At 71.8% G+C, this 22057-nt stretch carries 20 protein-coding genes; 9 read left to right on the forward strand and 11 right to left on the reverse strand.

From position 1 onward, the window contains the following. The first annotated feature begins 21 nt into the window (after positions 1-21). The 6 genes from ACFY1L_RS11580 (at position 22) to holA (ending at position 6821) form a co-directional block, all read left to right on the forward strand. Complete coding sequence (locus tag ACFY1L_RS11580; protein ID WP_388821738.1) at positions 22-1095, forward strand: helix-hairpin-helix domain-containing protein; 1074 nt, start codon at positions 22-24, stop codon at positions 1093-1095. Then, positions 1092-3677: a ComEC/Rec2 family competence protein gene (locus tag ACFY1L_RS11585; protein ID WP_388821741.1), complete on the forward strand. Its 2586-nt coding sequence runs from the start codon at positions 1092-1094 to the stop codon at positions 3675-3677. The genes ACFY1L_RS11580 and ACFY1L_RS11585 overlap by 4 nt, the downstream gene beginning before the upstream one ends. A 4-nt stretch (positions 3678-3681) precedes the next feature. Next, positions 3682-4494: an arylamine N-acetyltransferase gene (locus ACFY1L_RS11590; protein ID WP_388821744.1), complete on the forward strand. Its 813-nt coding sequence runs from the start codon at positions 3682-3684 to the stop codon at positions 4492-4494. 125 nt (positions 4495-4619) lie between these two features. Further along, positions 4620-5501, forward strand: coding sequence for a YceI family protein (locus ACFY1L_RS11595; RefSeq protein WP_388821747.1), 882 nt, complete (start codon positions 4620-4622; stop codon positions 5499-5501). Between the two features lie 39 nt (positions 5502-5540). Then, positions 5541-5786, forward strand: a complete 246-nt coding sequence (locus tag ACFY1L_RS11600; protein ID WP_388821750.1) for a hypothetical protein — start codon at positions 5541-5543, stop codon at positions 5784-5786. A gap of 51 nt (positions 5787-5837) precedes the next feature. After that, complete coding sequence (gene holA / locus ACFY1L_RS11605) at positions 5838-6821, forward strand: DNA polymerase III subunit delta (RefSeq protein WP_388821753.1); 984 nt, start codon at positions 5838-5840, stop codon at positions 6819-6821. Positions 6822-6838: 17 nt separating this feature from the next. Here holA and ACFY1L_RS11610 read toward each other — a convergent pair whose 3' ends face one another. From ACFY1L_RS11610 to ACFY1L_RS11635, 6 genes are all read right to left on the reverse strand, one after another. Beyond that, positions 6839-7027: an acyl-CoA carboxylase epsilon subunit gene (locus tag ACFY1L_RS11610; protein ID WP_388821756.1), complete on the reverse strand. Its 189-nt coding sequence runs from the start codon at positions 7025-7027 to the stop codon at positions 6839-6841. 26 nt (positions 7028-7053) lie between these two features. Further along, entirely contained in the window at positions 7054-8616 is a 1563-nt protein-coding gene (locus ACFY1L_RS11615; RefSeq protein WP_388821759.1) for an acyl-CoA carboxylase subunit beta, read from the reverse strand. Between the two features lie 73 nt (positions 8617-8689). Continuing rightward, positions 8690-9664 (reverse strand): Gfo/Idh/MocA family protein, encoded by a 975-nt coding sequence (locus ACFY1L_RS11620; RefSeq protein ID WP_388821762.1) that lies wholly within the window; start codon positions 9662-9664, stop codon positions 8690-8692. Continuing rightward, complete coding sequence (locus tag ACFY1L_RS11625; protein WP_388821765.1) at positions 9657-11138, reverse strand: NDP-hexose 2,3-dehydratase family protein; 1482 nt, start codon at positions 11136-11138, stop codon at positions 9657-9659. The genes ACFY1L_RS11620 and ACFY1L_RS11625 overlap by 8 nt, the downstream gene beginning before the upstream one ends. Positions 11139-11186: 48 nt before the next feature. Continuing rightward, positions 11187-12488 (reverse strand): lipopolysaccharide biosynthesis protein RfbH, encoded by a 1302-nt coding sequence (gene rfbH / locus ACFY1L_RS11630; protein ID WP_388821767.1) that lies wholly within the window; start codon positions 12486-12488, stop codon positions 11187-11189. 43 nt (positions 12489-12531) lie between these two features. After that, entirely contained in the window at positions 12532-13473 is a 942-nt protein-coding gene (locus tag ACFY1L_RS11635) for an NAD-dependent epimerase/dehydratase family protein (RefSeq protein WP_388821770.1), read from the reverse strand. A gap of 125 nt (positions 13474-13598) precedes the next feature. Here ACFY1L_RS11635 and ACFY1L_RS11640 point away from each other — a divergent pair, with 125 nt between their 5' ends. Next, a complete protein-coding gene (locus tag ACFY1L_RS11640) occupies positions 13599-14213 on the forward strand; it encodes a dTDP-4-dehydrorhamnose 3,5-epimerase family protein (protein WP_388821773.1) in 615 nt (204 codons plus the stop codon). Between the two features lie 66 nt (positions 14214-14279). Here the strand turns inward: ACFY1L_RS11640 and ACFY1L_RS11645 are convergent, their stop codons facing one another. The 5 genes from ACFY1L_RS11645 to ACFY1L_RS11665 form a co-directional block, all read right to left on the reverse strand. Continuing rightward, a complete protein-coding gene (locus ACFY1L_RS11645) occupies positions 14280-15824 on the reverse strand; it encodes an FAD-dependent oxidoreductase (protein WP_388821776.1) in 1545 nt (514 codons plus the stop codon). Further along, positions 15821-16807 (reverse strand): dTDP-glucose 4,6-dehydratase, encoded by a 987-nt coding sequence (gene rfbB, locus ACFY1L_RS11650; RefSeq protein WP_388821779.1) that lies wholly within the window; start codon positions 16805-16807, stop codon positions 15821-15823. Before rfbB ends, ACFY1L_RS11645 begins: the two co-directional genes overlap by 4 nt. Further along, positions 16804-17871: a glucose-1-phosphate thymidylyltransferase gene (locus tag ACFY1L_RS11655; RefSeq protein ID WP_388821782.1), complete on the reverse strand. Its 1068-nt coding sequence runs from the start codon at positions 17869-17871 to the stop codon at positions 16804-16806. Before ACFY1L_RS11655 ends, rfbB begins: the two co-directional genes overlap by 4 nt. Positions 17872-17937: 66 nt before the next feature. Further along, positions 17938-18474 (reverse strand): NADPH-dependent FMN reductase, encoded by a 537-nt coding sequence (gene ssuE / locus ACFY1L_RS11660; RefSeq protein WP_388821784.1) that lies wholly within the window; start codon positions 18472-18474, stop codon positions 17938-17940. 17 nt (positions 18475-18491) lie between these two features. Continuing rightward, positions 18492-19640 (reverse strand): MupA/Atu3671 family FMN-dependent luciferase-like monooxygenase, encoded by a 1149-nt coding sequence (locus ACFY1L_RS11665; RefSeq protein WP_388821788.1) that lies wholly within the window; start codon positions 19638-19640, stop codon positions 18492-18494. A gap of 436 nt (positions 19641-20076) precedes the next feature. Here ACFY1L_RS11665 and ACFY1L_RS11670 point away from each other — a divergent pair, with 436 nt between their 5' ends. Together ACFY1L_RS11670 and ACFY1L_RS11675 are read left to right on the forward strand one after the other, a co-directional pair. Next, positions 20077-21591: a class I adenylate-forming enzyme family protein gene (locus ACFY1L_RS11670; protein WP_388821791.1), complete on the forward strand. Its 1515-nt coding sequence runs from the start codon at positions 20077-20079 to the stop codon at positions 21589-21591. Positions 21592-21621: 30 nt separating this feature from the next. Continuing rightward, on the forward strand, positions 21622-21879 hold the full coding sequence (locus ACFY1L_RS11675; RefSeq protein ID WP_361267868.1) for a phosphopantetheine-binding protein: 258 nt from the start codon (positions 21622-21624) through the stop codon (positions 21877-21879). The last annotated feature ends 178 nt before the right edge of the window (positions 21880-22057 follow it).

The raw sequence follows: 22057 nt of genomic DNA on the forward strand, positions 1-22057 counted from the left end.
GGTGTGCCCCATCGTCGTGGCATGGCACTTCGATCACGTTCACGCACAGCGACTGCGACCAGTGGCCCGGGGCGCGGCCCCGCCTCCGACGGCCGGATCCGTCATCGTCGTCCACCGGGCCTGAGCCGGGTCCGGCATCGGCACCGGCATGCGTCGGCGGACGAACTCCGTCGACGTGCGGAGGTGCTGTTCCCCGAACGGGCCGGTGAGTGGCGGGAGTCGGGGACGGGGCCGCCGGTCGCGCCGGTGACGGAGGAGGACGAGGACTTCGACCTTCCGTCGGCCCTGCCCCGGGACGACGGGCGCTGCGACACCGATCGCGATTTCGCTTTCGGCGCTGATGCCGACACCGGTGGCGGGCGTGCCGGGGACGGCTGGCGTGTGCGGGCCGGGCTCGCCGTGCGGGAGCGGATGCCTCTGTGGTTGCAGTCGAGGTGTGGGCTGGAGCGGCGCAGCGTGCTGGCGCTCGCGGCGGTGCTGGTGGTCGCCGCTGTGTTCGCCGTGCAGCACTTCTGGGCCGGGCGGACGCAGTCCGTGCGGGCGCCCGAAGTGGTGCGGGCGGCGGCTCCGTTCGGTGAGCGGAAGGAGAGCGGGGAGCCCCGGCCGAGCGGTTCGGTCGGGGCGCCGAATGCCGCGGGCCCGGGCGGGACCGAGATCGTGGTGGACGTCAGCGGCAAGGTCCGCCACCCCGGAATCCATCGCCTCCCGGCCGGTTCGCGGGTCGTCGACGCGCTGCGCGCGGCCGGGGGTGTGCGTCCCGGTACGAGCACGGACGGCCTGAACCGTGCCCGTTTCCTCGTGGACGGGGAGCAGGTGGTCGTCGGCGGTCCCGCTGCCGCCGCGGCGCCGGGCCCGGCCGGTGCGGCCGCCGGAGCTGCGGCCGGGGCGGGCGCTGCTCCCGCGGCTCCGGTCGCCCTCAACACGGCGACCGTGGACCAGCTCGACACTCTGCCGGGCGTCGGCCCCGTGCTGGCCCAGCACATCATCGACTACCGCACGCAGCACGGCGGTTTCCGCTCGGTTGACGAGCTGCGTGAAGTGAATGGCATCGGCGACCGACGCTTCGCCGATCTCCGGAATCTCGTACGGCCATGACGCGCGCTCCCGAGCTCCCGCCCGAGCGCGCGGCCGTCCATGCCCACTCCGGAGGGCGGCTCGGTGCCGCCCATCCCCGACAGGAAGGACCGACGGACCTGCGCCTCGTCCCGCCCGCGCTCGCGGCCTGGGCGACGGCTGCGGTGATGCTGGACGCGACGGTGGGGTGGGTCGTCGGCGTCGCGGTCGTGTGCCTGATCGCGGCGGGCGTTCTTCTTGCCGTACGGCGATGCGGTGCGCGGGTCGGGCCACCGGCGTCGCGGGCCTGGCCGCGTGTCTCGGTCGCCGCCGTGCTGCTCTGCGTCACCGCGGCCGCCGTCTCCGCCGGGCTGCACGGAGCCGACCTGCGGCGAGGGCCCGTGCCCGGGCTGGCGGAGCAGTACGCCACCGTGACCGCCGAGGTCGAGGTCACCGCCGATCCACGGCTCACCCGGCCTCGGATCAAGGGGGATCACCTTGCTCCGGCCTCCGTGGTGATCGAGGGGGAGGTGCGGAAGGTGGCACAGGCGGACGGGACGGCGGTGGTGACGCGGGCGCCGGTGTTGATGATCGTCGACGCGAGGTCGCGTGGGGCGGGGCGTCACTTCGATGGGGTGACCCAGGGTTCGTTCAGGCCGGGAGCAGGCGCGGAACCCTCCGCCGGGCCGCAGCGGTCGCCGTGGCTCGAGTTGTTGCCGTCCACGCGGGTGCGGGTCGTCGCCCGACTGGCGCCCGCAGTGGTCGGCGGGGACCGGGTCGCGGCTGTGCTGCGGGTGCGGGGGAAGGCCGGGCCGGAGGTGGTGGGCGGGCCGTCGGGGGCGCAGCGGTTCGCCGGGCGGCTGCGGGGCGGGCTGCGGGAGGCGACCGAGGGGTTGTCGGCGGATGCGCGGGCGTTGCTGCCCGGGCTGGTCGTCGGGGACACCTCGCGGATCACCCCGGAGCTGGACGAGGCCTTCAAGGAGACCGACCTCGCGCACACCCTCGCCGTGTCCGGGAGCAACCTCACGATCATCCTCGCCCTGCTCATCGGGCCGCCGGGCATGGCACAGCTGGTGGAGCGGCGTGGGCTCGCGCCCCGGCTCGGCATCCCGCTGCGGACGACCGCGTTGTTCGGGGGAGCACTCACCCTCGGGTTCGTGGTCGTGTGCAGACCGGACCCGAGCGTGCTGCGGGCCGCGGCCTGCGGGGCCGTCGTGCTGCTGGCCCTGGCGACCGGACGGCGCAGGTCACTGATCCCGGCGCTGGCGACGGCGGTACTGCTGCTCGTGCTCTACGACCCATGGCTGGCCCGGAGTTACGGCTTCGTGCTCTCGGTGCTGGCCACCGGCGCCCTGCTCACGCTCGCGCCGCGCTGGAGCGAGGCGCTGCGGCGGCGCCGGGTCCCGCCGAGGCTGGCCGAGGGGCTGGCCGCGGCTGCCGCGGCGCAGGCGCTGTGCGCGCCGGTCGTGGCCGTGCTGTCGGCGCGGGTGAGCCTGGTGGCGGTGCCGTGCAATCTGCTCGCGGAGATCGCGGTGGCGCCGGCCACGGTGCTGGGCTTCGCCGCGCTGGCGACGGCGCAGGTGGTGATGCCGGTGGCCAAAGTGCTTGCCTGGTGCGCGAGTTGGCCCGCCGAGTGGATCGCCGGCATCGCCCGGACGGGGGCCGCGCTGCCCGGTGGGGGTGTGGACTGGCCGGGCAGCTGGAGCGGGGCGGCGCTGCTCGCCCTGGTCACGGTCGCCGTCCTGCTGGTCGGCCGGCGCCTGCTGAGACGTCCCTGGCTATGCGCGGCCTGCGGGGTGCTGCTCGTGCTGGTGGTGGTGCAGCCGCCGCTGACCAGGGTGATCACGGGGTGGCCGCCGCCGGGGTGGCGGTTCGCGATGTGCGACGTGGGGCAGGGGGACGCGACGGTGCTCGCGGCGGGGGACGGCAGCGGGGTGGTCGTGGACGCGGGGCCCGATCCGACGCTTGTCGACCACTGCCTGCGCACGCTCGGCATCACCCGAGTCCCGCTGGTCGTCCTCACGCACTTTCATGCCGATCACGTGGCTGGGCTGCCCGGTGTGCTGCGGGGGCGTTCGGTGGGGGCGATCGAGACAACCGGGTTCGAAGAGCCCGCGGATCAGGTGGAGTTCGTACGGAAGGAGGCTGCGGCAGGGCACATTCCGCTCACCCGGGCGGTGGCTGGGGAGCGGCGGCGCGCGGGTTCGCTGTCGTGGCAGGTGCTGTGGCCGCCTCCGCGTCCGGCACCGGATCCGGACGGGCCGAACGACGCCAGTGTGGCCATGCTGGTCAGGTCGGCCGGGCTGCGGATCCTGCTCCTCGGGGATCTCGAACCCCCGGCCCAGCAGGCCTTGTTGAGGTCGCCGGAGGGAGCGCTGCTGGGTGGCGTGGATGTGCTGAAGGTGGCCCATCACGGGTCTGCGTATCAGGACCCGGAGCTGATACGCAGGGTGGCGCCGAGGCTGGCGTTGATCTCCGTGGGCAGGGACAACCCGTACGGGCATCCGGCACCCAGCACGCTCGCGGCGTTGCGGGACGAGGGAGCGGTGGTGCTGCGGACGGACCGGGACGGGGCGCTGGCGGTCGTGGGGACGGGCGCGGAGCTGGGGGTGGCGCGAGACTGAGGGCATGAATTCGTCACAGGTCGATGCCTACCTCCGCCGACTGGGAGTCGAGCGCACGCAGTGGCCCGCGGGTCCCGCCGGCGCCACCCTCGACGTACTGCGCGAGCTGCATCTGCGCCATCTGCAGTCCGTGCCCTTCGAGAACCTGTCGATCCACCTCGGCGAGGAGATCGTGCTGGAGGAGAAGCGGCTGCTGGACAAGGTGGTGGGCGCGCGAAGGGGAGGGTTCTGCTACGAACTGAACGGATCGTTCGGGGCGTTGCTCGGTGCGCTGGGGTTCGAGGTCACGCTGCTCGCGGCGCGGGTGCACGGGGACGGCGGCCGGCTGGGGATTCCGTACGACCATCTCGCGCTGCGGGTGCGGACGGTGGACGGGAACGAGTGGCTGGCGGACGTGGGGTTCGGGGCGCACAGTCACTATCCGCTGGTGTTCGGGGAGAGGGGGGAGCAGGAGGATCCCGGCGGCATGTTCCGGATTGCCGAGGCGGGGCCGGACCTGGACGTCGTCGTGAACGGTCGGCCGCAGTACCGGCTGGAGGTACGGCCCCGGGAGCTCGGTGACTTCGTCGCCGGGGCGTGGTGGCACAGCACCTCGCCCGCGTCGCACTTCACGCAGTCACTGGTGTGTTCGAGGGTCACGGAGGACGGAGGGAGGATCACGCTCAGCGGACGCACGTTCAAGGTGACGGGAGTCGACGGGGCGCGGGAGGAGCGGGAGTTGGGCACGGACGAGGAGGTGCTCGCCGTGTACCGGGAGCGGTTCGGGATCGAGCTCGGCCGGGTGCCGACTGTGCGAAATCCCCATCGGAAGGACTGATCCGGTCACATGGGGCCAGTCGTTGCTACTCGTGCGTAGGCATTCCGTGTTGCCTCGAAAGCCCCATCAGTGATCGAATGCGTCTTCGGCAACAGATGATGTCGAGGCGCACAGGGGTGGCGTGGATGTTCGGCCGCTGGCTGGGAAACCGAACGAGCAGGGTGCAACAGACGAGTCCCCTGGCGGCGGTGCAGACCCCGCCGAGTGCCGGGGTGCTGAGCTGCCGGGTGCTGGATCCGGTCAACGCGCCGGTGACACATGCGGAGTTCGCGGTCAGCGACGCCATGGGACGCAAGGTGGTCAGTGGCGGGACGGATCCCTTCGGGTCGTTCGTCACGACGGTGCCCGCGGGGGAGTACCGGCTCGCGGTGTCGGCCGACGGGTACACGCCATACCGGGCGAGCGCGACCGTCGGGGAGAACGCGCTCGCCTCGTTCGGCGACGTGACCCTCCAGGTCGCGCAGCCGCCGGAGCTGCCGGCGGCGGGGGACTGGGAGATCGAGGCGACGCACTCCTCGATCGGTTTCACCGCGCGGCACATCGGGCTGGCCCGGATCCACGGGCGGTTCAACTCCTTCGCGGGGGTCGTGCGGATCGCGGAGCAGGTGGAGCAGTCGGCGATGCATGTGGTGATCGACGCGGCGTCCATCGACACGAATGTCCGGATGCGGGACGACCATCTGCGGTCGGGGGACTTCCTGGACGTGGCGCGCTTTCCGACGCTGGAGTTCTACAGCGAGCGGTTCGTGCACAAGGGCGGGAGCCGGTGGGCGGTGACCGGGGCGCTGTCGCTGCACGGGGTGACGCGTACGGTCACGCTCGACACGGAGTACCTCGGGCTCGGCAACGGCATGGAGGGCGAAGTGCGGGCGGCGTGCCGGGCCACGACGGAGCTGCATCGTGACGACTTCACGGTGAGCTGGCAGACCATGCTGGCGCGGGGTATCGCGGTGGTGGGGCCGAGTATCCGGGTCGATCTCGATGTGCAGATCGTGCGCAAGGGGTGACCTGCGGGGTTCCTTCGGTGGTGCCCGACAATGGCTGCCGTGAGTGATGTGAGACATGTGCTGGTGCTGCCCGACCGCGACGCCGCGGAGGAGGTGGCCGAGGCGCTCGGGGAGCGGTTCGGGGTGTCCGAGGAGCCGCAGCTCATACGGGACGCGCTGGCCGGTGAGGACGACGCCGAGGACGCGCAGTGGCTGGTCGTGCTGCGGGACGAGGCCGGGCGGCTGGATCCCGGGGAGCTGGACGCGTTCGCCGGCGAGTGGGACGGGTGGCGGGAGGAGCCGTAGGGGAGCGGCGCCCGAGACCCGTTGTCAGTGGGCCGTGCCATGCTTTACCCGATGGCCAGGAAGACTGCTGATGACGACCCTCTCGCCCCGGTGACGCTTGCCGTGGGCCAGGAGGACCTCCTGCTCGACCGTGCCGTGCAGGAGGTGGTGGCCGCTGCCAGGGCTGCCGACGCCGATACGGACGTACGTGACCTCACCCCGGACCAGTTGCAGCCCGGCACCCTTGCTGAGCTGACCAGTCCCTCGCTCTTCGCGGAGCGGAAAGTCGTGGTCGTACGCAATGCGCAGGATCTTTCGGCCGACACGATCAAGGACGTGAAGGCGTATCTCGGGGCGCCCGCCGAGGAGATCACCCTCGTGCTGCTGCACGCGGGGGCAGCGAAGGGCAAGGGGCTGCTCGATGCGGCCCGCAAGGTGGGGGCCCGGGAGGTCGCCTGTCCGAAGATGACCAAGCCGGCGGATCGGCTGGCCTTTGTGCGGGGCGAGTTCAGGGCGGCCGGGAGGTCTGCCACGCCGGAGGCCTGTCAGGCGCTCGTCGACGCCATCGGGAGCGATCTTCGGGAGCTGGCGTCCGCCGTCTCCCAGCTGGTCGCCGATGTCGAGGGGACCATCGACGAGACCGTCGTCGGGCGGTACTACACCGGGCGCGCCGAGGCGTCGAGCTTCACCGTCGCCGACCGGGCCGTGGAGGGGCGGGCCGCCGAGGCCCTCGAGGCGCTCAGGTGGTCGCTGTCCACCGGGGTCGCCCCGGTGATGATCACCAGTGCGCTCGCGCAGGGCGTGCGGGCGATCGGGAAGCTGTCGTCCGCGCGCGGCGGGCGCCCGGCCGATCTGGCGCGGGAGCTGGGCATGCCTCCCTGGAAGATCGACCGGGTGCGCCAGCAGATGCGGGGGTGGACTCCGGACGGGGTCGCGCTCGCGCTGCGTGCCGTGGCCGAGGCGGACGCCGGGGTGAAGGGCGGCGGGGACGATCCCGAGTACGCCCTGGAGAAGGCCGTGGTCACCATCGCCCGCGCGGCGCGCAGCAGAAGGTAGCTTCGCGGGCGGTCCGCCTACGCCGCCTCCTGCCAGCTGATCGGGTGGGTGTAGGACGGCCGGCGCCAGGCCGCGAGGGGAGTGACGGGGGCCGGGAGCGGCTCGGGGGTGTTCAGGGCCAGGAGGACCACGGCGAGGGCGGCGAGTTCGGACTCGGTGGCCGTGCCGCGGACCACGCGGAACAACGGTTCGTCGGATGGGGGCACAAGAACTCCTTGGTGGGACGGGAGTGTTACTGCGGCTGGTTGCCGTGTTTGCGGGGCGGCAGGTCCGCGTGCTTCGTGCGGAGCATCGACAGGGCCGAGGCCAGGACCGCGCGGGTTTCGGCGGGGTCGATGACGTCGTCGACCAGGCCGCGTTCGGCCGCGTAGTACGGATGCATCAGCTCCGACTTGTACTCCTTGATCTTCTGGGCGCGGACCGCCTCCGGGTCGTCCGAGGCGGCGATCTCGCGGCGGAAGATGACGTTCGCGGCGCCCTCCGCGCCCATCACGGCGATCTCGTTCGTCGGCCAGGCGAGGGTCAGGTCGGCGCCGATGGACTGGGAGTCCATGACGATGTAGGCGCCGCCGTAGGCCTTGCGCAGGATCAGGGAGATGCGGGGGACGGTCGCGTTGCAGTAGGCGAACAGCAGCTTGGCGCCGTGGCGGATGATGCCGCCGTGCTCCTGGTCGACGCCCGGCAGGAAGCCCGGGACGTCGACCAGGGTGACCAGGGGGATGTTGAAGGAGTCGCAGAACTGCACGAAGCGGGCGGCCTTTTCGCTCGCTCCGATGTCCAGTACGCCGGCCAGGGACTGGGGCTGGTTGGCGATCAGGCCGATGACATGGCCGTCCAGTCGGGCAAGGGCGCACAGCACATTGGTCGACCAGCGCTCGTGGATCTCCAGGTACTCGCCGTTGTCGACGAGTTCCTCGATCACCCGGCGCATGTCGTACGGGCGGTTGCCGTCCGCCGGGACCAGGTCGAGCAGTGTGTCGGTGCGGCGTGTTGCCGGGTCGTCCGACGGTGCGGCGGGCGGGGCCTCGCGGTTGTTCTGCGGGAGCAGGGAGAGGAGGTAGCGGACTTCGGCGATGCAGGTCTCTTCGTCGTCGTAGGCGAAGTGGCAGACGCCGGAGGTCTCGGCGTGGACGTCGGCGCCGCCCAGGCCGTTCTGGGTGATCTCCTCGCCGGTGACGGCCTTGACCACGTCCGGGCCGGTGATGAACATCTGCGAGGTCTCGCGGACCATGAACACGAAGTCCGTCAGGGCGGGGCTGTAGGCGGCGCCGCCGGCGCACGGGCCGAGCATCACCGAGATCTGCGGGATGACGCCGGAGGCCCTGGTGTTGCGCTGGAAGATGCCGCCGTAGCCGGCGAGGGCGGACACGCCTTCCTGGATGCGGGCGCCGGCGCCGTCGTTGAGCGAGACCAGGGGGGCGCCGGCCGCGATGGCCATGTCCATGATCTTGTGGATCTTGGTGGCGTGGGCCTCGCCCAGGGCGCCGCCGAAGATGCGGAAGTCATGGGCGTAGACGAAGACCGTGCGGCCCTCCACCGTGCCCCAGCCGGTGATCACACCGTCCGTGTGCGGCTTCTTGGCCTCCAGGCCGAAGCCGGTGGCCCGGTGCCGGCGCAGCTGCTCGACCTCCTGGAAGGAGCCCGCGTCCAGCAGCAGCTCGATGCGCTCGCGCGCGGTCAGCTTGCCCTTGGCGTGCTGCGCCTGGGTCGCCTTCTCGCTCGGTCCGGCCAACGCCCGCGCACGGATCTCGTGCAGCTCGGCCACCCGCCCGGCGGTGGTCACAGTCGTGCTCATTTCTCCTCCGTCCCTCCCAACGCTCCGAAGACCAAGGCCGAGGTCAGAAACAGCGTCAAAGCCAAGGTCAGGGTCATCGCCCCGCCCGCGCCCGCACCGCGTCCAGCAGCGTGGCCTGTTGCATGCACTCCGCGGCGGCCCGCGGATCGTTGCCACCCGAGCGGGCCGCCCGTACGAAGGCCCGTACCGTCGCGGCCACCTGGTCGTGCGGTGCGAGGGTCAGTTCGCGGGGGCCGTGGGTGTCCGTGACCCACACCGTCGGCTTGTGGTCGGCGGGCGGGGTGAACGCGGTCTCGACGCGGATCCGGCCCCGGCTGCCCCAGAGTTCGTACGCCGACTGGTAGGCGTGCTCCATGCCGAAGGCCAGCTGTCCGAGCACCCCGTCCCGGGAGCGCACGAGGACCGCGCCCGCCGTCTCCACCGCCGAGCCGCCCGAGTGCTCCAGGGCCGCGCCGACCACCTCGAGGCCGGAGCCGAGGAAGTACAGGGCGGCCCGCAGCGGGTAGTAGCCGATGTCGAGCAGGGCGCCGCCGCCCAGGTCGGGACGATGGCGGATGTTCCCGGCGGGCAGCGGCGGGATCGTGAACGCCGCGGTGAAGGCGCGCAGTTCGCCGATCGCGCCGCCCGCCACCAGCTCTCGTACGACCGCGTGCTGCGGGTGATGGACGAACATCACGTTCTCCATCAGGGCCAGGCCCGATGTGCGGGCCAGGTCCAGCAGCTCGGCGGTGGTGTGCGCGTGGGCGGTCAGCGGTTTCTCCGCCAGGACGTGCTTGCCGGCCGTCAGTGCACGGCGGGTCCACTCGGCGTGCAGGGAGACGGGCAGCGGCACATACACCGCGTCCACGTCGTCCCGGTCGAGTACGGCGTCGTACGACTCGACGGCCGCGCAGCCGTACTGCCGAGCCAGTTCCCGTGCGCGTGCGCCGCTCCGGCTGGCCACCGCCATCAGCTCGACGTCCGGGTCCTGCGCCATGGCGGGCAGGACCCGGCGGCGGGCGATGTCCGCGGTGCCGAGTACGGCGACGCGCAGCGGACGTTCAGTCATGTGCTCGGGTTCCCATGAGGTCGCGGGTGTGCGCGCTGATGGCGTTGAGGCAGGCCAGCAGCGTCCTGGCCTGCACGTTCACGTAGTGGCCGTGCTTGACCAGCTCCGAGAGCTGGCCGACCGTCACCCACTGGAAGCCGGCCGGCGGCAGCAGCGGGGCGTCCTCCTCGTCGGCCTCGATGATCAGGTAGCGGTTCTCGGCGTAGAGGAAGCGGCCGCCCTCCTCGGAGTGGATGGCGTCGTAGCGGATGCGGTCGGGGGCGGCGGACAGCACCTCGTCCAGGAAGGGCGGGTCGACCGACAGGCCGGCGAAGTTGTCCGGGGACGCCTGCACGGTCGGCGCGAGTTCCACGGTGTCCAGGAAGCCGCCCTCGACCTTGGCGTTGGCCAGTACGTGCAGCACCCCGCCGAAGGAGCGGACGACGAAGGCGGCGATGCCGCGGCTGCACGGTTCGATCAGCGGCTGGGTCCAGCCGGTGACCTCGCGGTTGCCGGCCTGCACCTCGACGGCTACGACGTTGAACCAGCGGTCGTCGTCGCTGCCGATGCGGGCCTCGTCGCGGGTCCAGCCGGGGACGTCGGCGAGCGGGATGCGCTCGGCCCGGACGTCGTAGCGGGAGCGTTCGGCGGTGAACCAGGACAGCAGGTCCACGTCGGTCAGCAGCGCGCCGGCCTCCGGGTCGCGGGAGCGTGCCAGCGCGTCCAGGAACCCGTCGACGGCGGGGAGTTGGGGGCGGTGGGCGGGCACGCACGCCAGGACCGTGCGGGAGTCCATGTTGACCAGGTTGTCGTGGTACAGGAGTTCGTTGAGCTGGCCGAGGGTGAGCCAGCAGAAGTCCTCGTCGAGCGGGACGTCTTCGTCCACCTCGACGATCATGTTGCGGTTGCTCTTGTGGAAGAACCACGAGCCGTGCTCGGACTGCAGCACGTCGGCGAGGATCCGCCCGCGCCCGGGACCGGTGAAGTACTGGATGTACTTGACGTCCGTGCCCTTGTGGACCTTGGTGTAGTTGCTGCGGGTGGCCTGGACGGTGGGGGAGAGCTGGAGCAGGTTGCGGTTGCCCGGCTCCATCTTGGCCTGCATCAGGAAGTGCAGGACGCCGTCGAACTCCTTGACCAGGATGCCGAGGATGCCGACCTCGGGCTGCTTGATGATCGGCTGGTACCACTCGCGGTGCGGGCCCTGGTCGGTGGTGACGTGCAGGCCCTCCACGCTGAAGAAGCGGCCGCTGGCGTGCACCAGGTTGCCGGTGTCCGGCTCGAAGGACCAGCCGCGCAGCTTCGAGAACGGGATGCGTTCGACGCTGAACCGGCCCGCCCTGCCGCGTGCGGCGAACCAGTCGTGGAACGCGTCGGTGGTCATGCGCCCGGCCGTGGTCGCCGCGGACGCCGCGATCCGGTCGGCCACCGAGGCCGGTTCGCGGGGCTGGACCACGGGCTGCGGACGCGTCAACTCCGTGAGTGTCGACGACATGTACGGTCTCTCCTTGTCAAGGGCGGTGCGTGGTAAGGGGAGTTGGAGTCACCGGCCGGCGAGGAACTCGCGGACGGACGCGACCATGTAGTCGGTCATCTCGTCGGTGAGGCCGGGGTAGACGCCGATCCAGAAGGTCTGCTCGGTGATGACGTCGGAGTTGGTGAGGTCGCCGACGACCCGGTGCGGCACGTCCTGGTAGGCGGGCTGGCGGGTGAGGTTGCCGGCGAACAGGTTGCGGGTGCCGATCTTGCGGTGCTCCAGGAAGTCCACCAGTTCCTTGCGGCTGAACGGCGCGTCGGGGGCGACCGTGATGACGAACCCGAACCAGCTGGGCTCGCTGTTCAGCGTCGCCTCCGGCAGGATCAGGTGCGGCGCCCCGTCCAGGCCCTCGCGCAGCCGGGACCAGTTGTGCCGGCGGGCCGCGGTGAACGCGTCGACCTTGGCCAGCTGGGTCAGGCCGAGCGAGGCCTGCAGATCGGTGGCCTTCAGGTTGTAACCGACGTGCGAGTAGATGTACTTGTGGTCGTAGCCGGCCGGGAGGGTGCCCAGCTGGTACTCGAACCGCTTGAAGCAGCGGTTGTTCTCGCCCGGCTCGCACCAGCAGTCGCGGCCCCAGTCGCGCAGCGACTCCACGATCCGGGCGAGCGCCAGGTTCGAGGTGAGCACGCAGCCGCCCTCGCCCATCGTGAGGTGGTGCGCCGGGTAGAAGCTGACGGTCGTCAGGTCGCCGAAGGTGCCGGTCAGTCTGCCGTCGTAGAGGGAGCCGACCGCGTCGCAGTTGTCCTCGATGAGGAAGAGGTCGTTCTCCTCGGCGATCTGCGCGACCTCGGCGACCTCGAAGGGGTTGCCGAGGGCGTGGGCGATCATGATGGCGCGGGTCTTCGGGCCGAGCGCGGCCTTGATGCGTTCGGCGGTGGTGTTGTACGTCTTCAGCTCGACGTCGACGAAGACCGGCACGAGGCCGTTCTGCAGGATCGGGTTGACCGTGGTGGGGAAGCCGGCCGCGACCGTGACGACCTCGTCGCCGGGCTTGAGGCGGCGGTCCTCCAGGTGCGGTGAGGTGAGGGCCGACATGGCGAGCAGGTTCGCGGACGAGCCGGAGTTCACCAGGTGGGCCTTGCGGCGCTTCATGTAGCGGGCGAAGCGCGACTCGAAGCGGCGGGAGTGGGTCCCGGCCGCGATCTTCATGTCGAGGGCCGCCTCCACCAGGGCGACCCGGTCCTCGGGGCCGAGCACGGCGCCGGAGGGCCAGATCTCGTCGACTCCCGGACGGAACGCACCCGACGGCTCCTTCTGGAGGTGGTAGTCGCGCACCTGCTCCAGGATCCGTGCCTTGGTGTCACTCATCTTGTCCTGCCTCCATGGTGAGTTCCGGCACGTGGCCGTCAGGTCAGCGGTGGGCCGATGCGGACATCGTGGGCGCCGCTGCTCGAACGGCACTGGACAACAGGTCGCGCAGCGACTCGTCGAGGGTTCGGCGCGGTCGCCAGCCCAGCAGGGTGCCGGCCAGCACGATGTCCATGCGCTGCCACTCGGCCTCCGGGGGGCGCCCGCCGGCCACCGGTGCCTCCACGATGCGGGTGTCGCGCCCGGACAGCTCGACCAGCCGCGCCACCAGATCCCGTACCGAAGTCGCTTCCCCACCGCCGATGTTGACGACCAGCCCGGTCGCCTCGGAGGCGGCCGCGGCGACGACGGCGTCCGCCACGTCCCGTACGTCGAGGAAGTCGCGGTGGGCGAGCAGCGGGGCCAGCCGCAGCGGCTCGGTGCTCCCGCCCGCGAGATGGCCGGCGACCATGCCGAGCAGGCTCAGCGGCGAGGTGCCGGGGCCCGACACGTTCGACACGCGCAGTACGAGCCCGTCGGCGCCGGAGTCGAGCAGGGCGCGGGCCCCGGCCAGCTTGGAGCGGCCGTACGGGGTGACGGGCGCCGTCGGCGTGGACTCGGTGATGCCGGTGCGCGGGGCGGGACCGTACTCGTGCACCGAGCCCAGCTGGATCAGCCGGGGCGGGCCCGCGGCGACCAGACGCTGCACCAGGTCCCGGTTGCACAGGTCCATTTCGTCGGCCGAGACGCCCCAGACCGCACCGGCCGCGTTCACCACCACGTCGGCGCGGTGGTCCCGGATCAGCTGCGCGATACGGGCGGGTTCGGCCCGTACGAGATCGAGTTCGTGGATCTCGTACGCCGTCGCCGTGGCCGGCCGGGTTCGGGCCACGCCCGCCACCCGCCAGCCCGCCCGCTCGAAGGCGCCGCACACATGGCCGCCCACGAATCCCGAGGCGCCCAGCACCAGTACCGCACGCCCGCCGTCCGGCCGTCTCAGAGTCACCGACACGTCCCCGCCTCCCAAGTCGTCTGTGGTGGCGGCACTTTGGCGGGTGCCACTAGGGCATGGCTGGACCCGCCGCCCCGGCGCTACCGGGAATCGAGTCGGGGTGCCTACCGTCCCGGGGCATGAGGATCGAAGAGACCGCTGTGCCGGACGCGTACCGCATCATGCCGAGACTGCTGCCGGACGCCCGCGGCAGCTTCCACGAGTCGTACCGCCACGACCTGCTCGCCGCCGAGACCGGGCACCGCTTCCTGCCCCGCCAGGTCAACTACTCGACCTCCGCCCGCAACACGGTGCGCGGGCTGCACGGGGTGGCTATCCCGCCCGGGCAGGCCAAGCTGGTCAGCTGTGTGCGCGGGGTGCTGCTCGACGTCGTGGTCGACGTACGGGTCGGGTCGCCGACCTTCGGACGGTACGACTGCACCGTGCTGGACGCCCGCAGCGGACGCGCGGTGTTCGTGGCCGAGGGGCTCGCGCACGGCTTCGTCGCGCTCACCGACGACACCTGCATCAGCTACCTGTGCTCCACGGAGTACGTGCCCGGCACCCAGCTCGATCTGCGGGCGCTGGACGGCGAGTTGGGCATCCCGTGGGCCAAGTGGCTCACCGGCGACCCGCTGCTGTCGCAGAAGGACGCGAATGCCCCGACCGTGGCCGAGGCGGCCGAGCGGGGTCTGCTGCCGACGTACGAGCAGTGCCTGGAGCTGTACGGGAAGCCTGCCCGGGCGGCCGCGTGAAACACCGGACCATACGTCGAGGCCCGCTCCGGGAAAATCGGGAGCGGGCCTCAACTCATTTCTGAATCACGCTACTTGAGCGGTCTCCTCCAGTCGTACGCCCAGTGACGCCAGCGCCTGCGACGGCGACTGACCGGCGTCCCCGCGGGCCGCCACATAGCCGTCGGGCCGGACCAGGAGCCAGTCGCCCGGGCGCAGACCGAGGTCGGCGGCGACGGACTCGTCGGTGAGGTGGAGGGTGCGCAGGCGCCGGCCCGCCGTACGGCGGTATGTCAGCAGGAGCCAGTCCGGGCGGCGCAGTTCGGCCAGTACCTCCTGCCAGGCGGGGGAGGCGGCGGCGCGGGCGGCGTCGACCCGGCCGAGGCGTTCGCCGGGGCGGATGCCCGCGGTACCGGGCGCGGGCAGGGTGAGGGGGCTGGTGCCGTAGCCGAGGCCGAGGGCCGACATGCCGCCCATGATCTTGCGCTGGATACGGCCCTTGAGGGGCGGCACATTGCGCAGGAACGTGAAGGCGGTGCGCAGGAAGGCCGCCGCCTTGCGGCTGCGCAGCTGCACCAGCAGCGTGGCCATCCTGGTGGTGCGCAGCAACTCGGCGCCGACCGGGACGCGTTCGGCGCTGTAGGAGTCGAGGAGTGAGTCCGCCGCCTCGCCGCGCAGCACTGACGCCAGCTTCCAGGACAGGTTCACCGCGTCCTGGACGCCGGTGTTCATGCCCTGCCCGGAGGCCGGGCTGTGCACATGGGCGGCGTCGCCCGCCAGCAGCACACGGCCCTGGCGCATCTGCGGGATCATGCGCTGCTGGATGGTGAACACCGAGACCCAGGAGGGGAGTTCGACCCGTGCCGGCCTGCCCGTGCCCGTCGCGATCTTCTCGGCGAAGCGGTCGGCGACCATGCGGTCGTCGCCGCCGTACGAGGTCTCCGCGGTGTCGAGCAGACGCCATTTGCCCTCGTCGGGGAACGGCACCATCATCACCGTGCCGCGCGGGGTGCGCATCCAGTGGATGCTGTCCTTGGGCAGGTCGCAGTCGACGACCGCGTCCGCGATCAGCCAGGTCTCGCTGGACTCGCCCGCCAGCTTGAGGCCGAGCTGCTTGCGGATCGTGCTGTGCCCGCCGTCGGCGCCCACCAGCCAGTCGGCGGCGACCGTCTCGGTGCGGCCGTCGGGGCCGGTGAGCTCGGCGAGCACACCGCCGGAGCCCAGGTCCTGGAAGCGTTCGAGGCGTACGCCCCACTCGACGGTGACCCCGAGGCGGGCCGCGGCGTCGCGCAGCACCTCCTCGGTGATCACCTGGTCGACCATGAGCGTGAACGGGAAGCGGGTGGGCAGCCGGCTGTAGTCCGTGTCGAAGCGGATCAGCCGGCGGCCGTTCTGGTGCAGCGTGAAGTGCTCGACGCGCTGGCCGCGCGGCAGCAGCTCGTCCAGGACGCCCATCTGGTCGTACGTCTCCAGGGTGCGGGCGTGCGTGGCCAGGGCCCTGCTGGTGGTGGCCGGGCCGTCCGCCGCGTCCACCAGCCTGACCCGGACGCCGTGCCGGGCCAGCTCGTGGGCGGCGCTGAGCCCGACCGGCCCGGCGCCCACGACCAGCACCTGGGGGGCGGATACCGTCACTTGTCGCCCTCCTCGGTGCCGTGCTTGACCGCCTTCCACCAGCCCGGGTTGTCCCGGTACCAGGCGACGGTGGCGGCGAGGCCCTCCTCGAAGGAGATACGGGGTGCGTAGCCCAGCTCCTCGTGGATCTTGGACTCGTCGAGCGAGTAGCGCAGGTCGTGGCCCTTACGGTCGGCGACCCGGACCACGCTGGACCAGTCGTTGCCGGTCAACTCCAGGAGCCGCTCGGTGATCTGACGGTTGGTCTGCTCGTTGCCGCCGCCGATGTTGTAGACCTCGCCGGCCCGGCCGCGGGTCAGGACCAGCTGGATCGCCCGGCAGTGGTCGTCGACGTGCAGCCACTCGCGGATGTTGGCGCCCTCGCCGTAGAGCGGCACCGTCTCGCCCTCCAGGAGGTTCGTGACGAAGCGCGGAATCAGCTTCTCCGGGTGCTGGTACGGGCCGTAGTTGTTGGAGCAGCGGGTGATGGAGACGTTCAGGCCGTGGGTGCGCCAGTAGGCGCGGGCGATCAGGTCGGAGCCCGCCTTGGACGCGGCGTAGGGGGAGTTGGGCAGCAGCGGCCACTCCTCGGTCCAGGAACCCTCGTCGATGGTGCCGTACACCTCGTCGGTGGAGACGTGCACGACCCGCTGAACTCCCGTGCGCAGGGCGGCCTCCAGCACGTTCTGCGTGCCGCCGACGTTGGTCGCCACGAACTCCGCGGCGGACTCCAGCGAGCGGTCGACGTGCGACTCGGCCGCGAAGTGCACCACCGCGTCGTGGCCCGCGAACAGCTCCAGCAGCAGCGGCAGATCGCAGATGTCGCCCTCGACGAAGGTCAGCCGCGGGTGATCGGCGGGCAGGTTGTCGCGGTTGCCGGCGTACGTCAGCTTGTCGAGGACCGTGACCTCCTCGTAGCCCTCGTAACCGCCGTCGAGGAGCGTGCGGACGTAGTGCGAGCCGATGAAGCCCGCGCCGCCCGTGACCAGGATCTTCTTGCTCATGCCGCGACCTCCACGCGCGTGTGGTCGCCGACCACCAGACGGTGGTGGCGCTCTTCGAGTTGGGCGCCCGTGACGGCGGACGAGCGGCCCAGCAGCGAGCCGCGCAGGCCGCGCACGCCGGACACCGTCGCGCCGTCCAGGGCGATGGAGCGGTCCAGATGGGCGTCGGTCAGCACGCAGTCCCGGCCGATCGAGGTGTGCGGTCCGATGTGGCTGTCCTCCAGCACCGTGCCCGCGCCGATCACCACCGGGCCCACCACGAACGAGCGGACGATACGGGCGCCTGGCTCGACGACGACCGGGCCGATCAGCACGGAGTCCTCGTCGACCTCGCCCTCGACGCTGCGCGACACGGCGTCCAGGAGCATCCGGTTGCACTCCAGTACGTCCTCGACCTTGCCGGTGTCCTTCCAGTACCCGGCGTACTCCTGGGCCCGTACCGTCTGCCCGTCGGTCACCAGCCACTGGATGGCGTCGGTGATCTCCAGCTCGCCGCGGGCGCTCGGCTCGATCGAGTCGACGGCCCGGTGGATCGCCGGGGTGAAGAAGTACACACCGATCAGGGCCAGGTTGGAGCGCGGCACCGGCGGCTTCTCCACCAGCCGCTCCACCACGCCCCGCGCGTCGACCTCGGCGACGCCGAACGCCCTCGGGTCCTCCACCTGAGCGACCAGGACCTGGGCGGCGGGCTGCAGGGCGCGGAACTCGGCGGCGGCCTCCCGGATGCCCTCCGGCAGCATGTTGTCGCCGAGGTACATCACGAAGTTGTCGTCGCCGAGGAACTCGCGGGCCAGCTGCACGGTCTGCGCGAGGCCGGCCGGGCGCTCCTGCGGGATGTAGGTGATGGCGACGCCGAGCCGGGAGCCGTCGCCGAGGGCGTCCGCGATCTCGGCCGCGTGGTTGCCGACGATGATGCCGATCTCGGTGACGCCGATGTCCCGGATGTTGTCCAGGACGTGTTCCAGTACCGGCTTGTTGGCGATCGGGATGAGCTGTTTGGGCATGGAGTAGCTGAACGGGCGCAGCCGGGATCCCGTTCCGCCGGCCAGCACAAGAGCCTTCATGGGGGCCTCTTCCGTGGAGTTGCGTCGTGAGTGGGGTGTCCGTGGGTCGGTGACGGTCATGGGCGGTCAGGCGGCCGCCGGTGCCAGTCGGCGGGCGGGGCGGTGCAGGGCCTCCACGAGGTCGGCGAACCGGTCGGTGGCGGCGTCGAGTTGGTCGGTCACGGCCGCCGCCTGTTCGGCGTGTACGAAGAAGCTCTCGGCGACCGCGGCCGGCTTCATCGACATCAGCACCGGGCGCAGGCCGTAGTCGAGGGCGAGTACATGGGCGAGGGAGCCGCCGGTGGCAAGGGGCAGCACGACCTTGCCCTCGAGGGCGAACTGGGGGAGCAGGTCGAGGAAGGCCTTGAGCAGGCCCGAGCAGCCGGCCTTGTAGACGGGGGTCGCGAGGACCACGGCGTCGGCCTCGGCGAACTGCCTTGCGGCGGCGGCGATTTGGGGGTGGGTGGTGTCGGCGGCGAGCAGTTCGGCCGGCGGCAGGGTGCGTACGGCCAGGACGTCGACCAAGTGGCCGCGTGCGTCGAGCCGTTCGGCGGCGCGGGTGAGCACGCGGTGGGTGAGCGAGACCGGCGAGGGGCTGCCGGAGACGGCGAGGATCGTCGGCACGGGGCGACCTCCTTCGGTCAGCGGGCGCCGGCGGGCTCGACTGCCCGTGCGGCTTCGCGGCGTACGGAATCGAGGAGTTCGAGGGAGGCGAGCACCTGCGCGGGGTCGCTGACGAAGTCGACCAGGGAGGCGATCTCGTCCACCCCGGCCGCGTGCACCCGGCGGGCCGTGTCGGTGCACTCCTCGACCGAGCCGATCAGGGAGTTGCCGGACAGGTAGCGGTTGACGCCGAGGTCGGCGAGCTTCTGCTGGGCGCGGGCCGCGGACAGGACGTCGCGGCCTTCCTTGTTGCCGCTCATCCGGCCGCCCGCCTGTACGGCGCCCGCCTCCAGGTCGATGGCGGACAGCAGGTAGTCGCGCAGGGCGCCGCCGCCGACCTCGCGGGCCTGCTGCGGGTCCTCGGCGACGTACGTGTGCATCATCACCGTCACCGTGCCGGGGCCCTCCCAGCCGGCCTCGGCGCGGGCCGCGCGGTAGAGGGCGACCTTGCCGGCGAGGGAGGCGACGTCCTGGTTCTCCAGGTGGGTGAGGATGTTGCAGCCGATCCTCCCCGCCTCGACGAACGTGCCCTCGCTGCGGGATGCGGTGACCCACACCGGCAGCTCGGGCTGCACCGGGCGCGGGTACAGCGGCAGGGTGGCCTGGGTGCCGAGGGGGGTGCGGCCGGTCCAGCGGCCGGTGCGCCAGGCCTCCCGGATGTCGGCCACGTCCCTGGCCATCTGCTCGCGCCGGGTCTCGTACCTGTCGGGTGCGATGACGAAGTCGTTGACGTTCCAGCCGGAGCCCACCGAGATCGCCACCCGGCCGCCGGAGATGCCGTCGACCGCTGCGAAGTCCTCGACGATCCGGGACGCCGGGTGCAGCGGGGTGACCACGCTGCCCGCGCGGATCCCGATCCGCCGGGTCACGGCGGCGACGGCGGCCGAGGTGACGGCCGGGTTGGGGAAGGCGCCGCCGAAGCGGTGGAAGTGGCGCTCGGGCGTCGACACGAAGCCGAAGCCGAGCTCGTCGGCGCGGCGGGCCGCGTCGAGCATCAGCCGGTAGGTCTCCTCGGACCGGTCGCCGACCGCGGCGAAGAAGAAGACGCCGAAGTCGAGCGGGCGCCCGCCGGGCTCTGCGCGACCGGAGCCACCGGAGTGACCGGACTGCCGGGATTCCGCGTTCATCCTGTGCTGCCTCCTTCCCCGTCGGACGTCGTCGCGGCGGGGTCGTCGTCATGGGGCTTGCTGTCCGCGGTCACCATCGGGCCGCCCCCTCGCAGCGGACTTGAGCGCGAGCAGGCCGACGGCGGGGTGAGGGGCCTGGCCGGCGGATCAGCGGGGGCCGCCGGGCAGGGACACGCCCTCCGAGGGGACACCCGGACCGGAGTGGTCGTCTGTCGTCGGCTCCCCACTCCCGGCTCCCCACTCCCGGCTTCGCTCGGGCCGAGGCCCCATCGCCCGTCGCCCTCGCGCGAAGTTGCCAGGACGCACCGCTCCTTGCAGCCGGCCCGACCCGCCGACCAGGCCCCAGGCCTGCTCCACCGCCGGTCGAGCAGTGGTCGTCAGGCTCGGTGGGACCGACTTCCGTCCCGACGGACCCGATCGCCCAAGAGGTTGCTGGATGACGACTCAGACACTCGTGGCCGCCGACACCGTCGACGGCCTGCTCGCCGCGGCGGTCGCCGCGCGGCCCGACGCGCCCGCCGTGCGGGACTCCTCGGGCAGCTGGACGTACGCGGAACTCGACGCCTGGTCACGGGCGTACGCCGACTGGCTCACCGCCCGCGGTGTGCGCCGCGGCGACCGGGTGCTGGCCCGGGTCGGCAACGTCCGCGAGTTCACCGCCCTGCTGTTCGGCGCACTGCGCCGCGGCATCGTCTTCGTGCCGGTCAACCCGGCGATGAAGCGCTTCCACCTCAACACCGTCGTACCGGACTGCGATCCTGTGCTGCTGATCGCGCAGACCAACGAAGACGTCGACGTCCTGAGGGAGTTGACGGACCGTCCGGTCGTCCCGCTCGCCCACGCGCGGGCCGGCGCGGAGCAGCAGCTGCACACCGGCAACCACGACGACGTCCCCGTACGCCCGGACGAGCTCGGCCTGCTGATCTACACCTCCGGCTCCACCTCGGCCCCCAAGGCCGTGGCGAGCCCGCACGCGCCGATCGTCTTCGCGGCCCGCGCCATCCAGGCCCGGCTGGGCTACCGCGAGGACGACGTCGTCCTGGCCGCCGTGCCGCTCAGCTTCGACTACGGCCTCTACCAGATCTTCCTCTCGGTGATCGCCGGCGCCCAGCTGGTGCTGACCGAACCCGACCGCCACGTCAGGCTGTTGGGCACCCTGCACGAGTACGGCGTGACCGTCGTCCCGCTGGTGCCCTCGCTCGGCGAGATGCTGCTGACGCTGGCCCGCCGCGACCGTCGCGAGCCGCCGCCGGTGCGGCTGTTCACCAACACCGGCGCAGCCCTGACCGGGCCCGTCATCGCCCAGCTGCGGAATGCCTTCCCTCAGGCGCAGGTGTCGCCGATGTTCGGCACCACCGAGTGCAAGCGGATCACCGTCCTCGAGCCCGACGGCGACCTCGCCAGGCCCGGTTCGGTCGGCCGCGCCCTGGACGGCACCCAGGTGCTGATCCTCGACGACGACGCCCGCCCGCTGCCGCCCGGCACCGTCGGCGAGATCGCCGTACGCGGCCCGCACATCATGGACGGCTACTGGCGCGCCCCCGAGCAGACCGCGCTGCGCTTCCGCCCCGACCCGGTCACCGGTGAAGTCACCCTGCACACCGGCGACTACGGCCACCTCGACGCCGACGGCCACCTCTACTTCGAGGGCCGCCGCGACGACCTGTTCAAGCGCAAGGGCGTCCGCATGGGCACCCTCGAGATCGAGACGGCCGCCCTGGACATCCCCGGCGTCACGGCCGCCGCCGCGCTCGCCCCGGCCGACGGCCACGACCTCACCCTGTACGCCGTCGCCGGACTGACCCCCGACGAGGTCCTCGCACAGCTGGCCGAGCGTCTGGAGGCCGCCAAGGTCCCCGCCGTCTGCCACCTGGTCGACGAGCTCCCGCTCACCCCGAACGGCAAGACCGACAAGCAGCGGCTGCGCAGCGAACAGCAGAACCCCTCGTAGAGACCGCAAAAGCCTTAAGGAGTACCCACCATGACGACCACCCCGGACCCCGACTTCGAGCACCTGCTCCGCTCGGTCCTGCCGCGGCTGGCCGGCTCGGGCCCAATCGACCCGGCGCTCGACCTCAAGGAGGCGGGCCTGGACTCGATGGCGACCATCGAGCTCCTGGTCCGTCTGGAGGACACCTACGACGTGGAGTTCCCGGAGAACACCCTCACCGCCGCGACCTTCGCCACCCCGGCGGCGCTGTGGGGCGTGCTCGACGCCCAGCGCGCTGTCGCCCACTGAGCCACCTCACCGCAACTCAGCACATCCAACCCCTCACAAAGGAGAACCACCATGACCCACCTCTTCATCGGCCTCGGCGTCACCATCGCCCTCATCCTCGCCGCCAAGTTCGTCGGTGACGCGATGAAGCGGAACCGCGGCTGATCAGAAGGAACCGAAGGGCCCCGACCGGAAGATC

Source organism: Streptomyces sp. NPDC001663, assembly GCF_042893105.1.
In the GTDB taxonomy this organism is placed as follows: domain Bacteria; phylum Actinomycetota; class Actinomycetes; order Streptomycetales; family Streptomycetaceae; genus Streptomyces.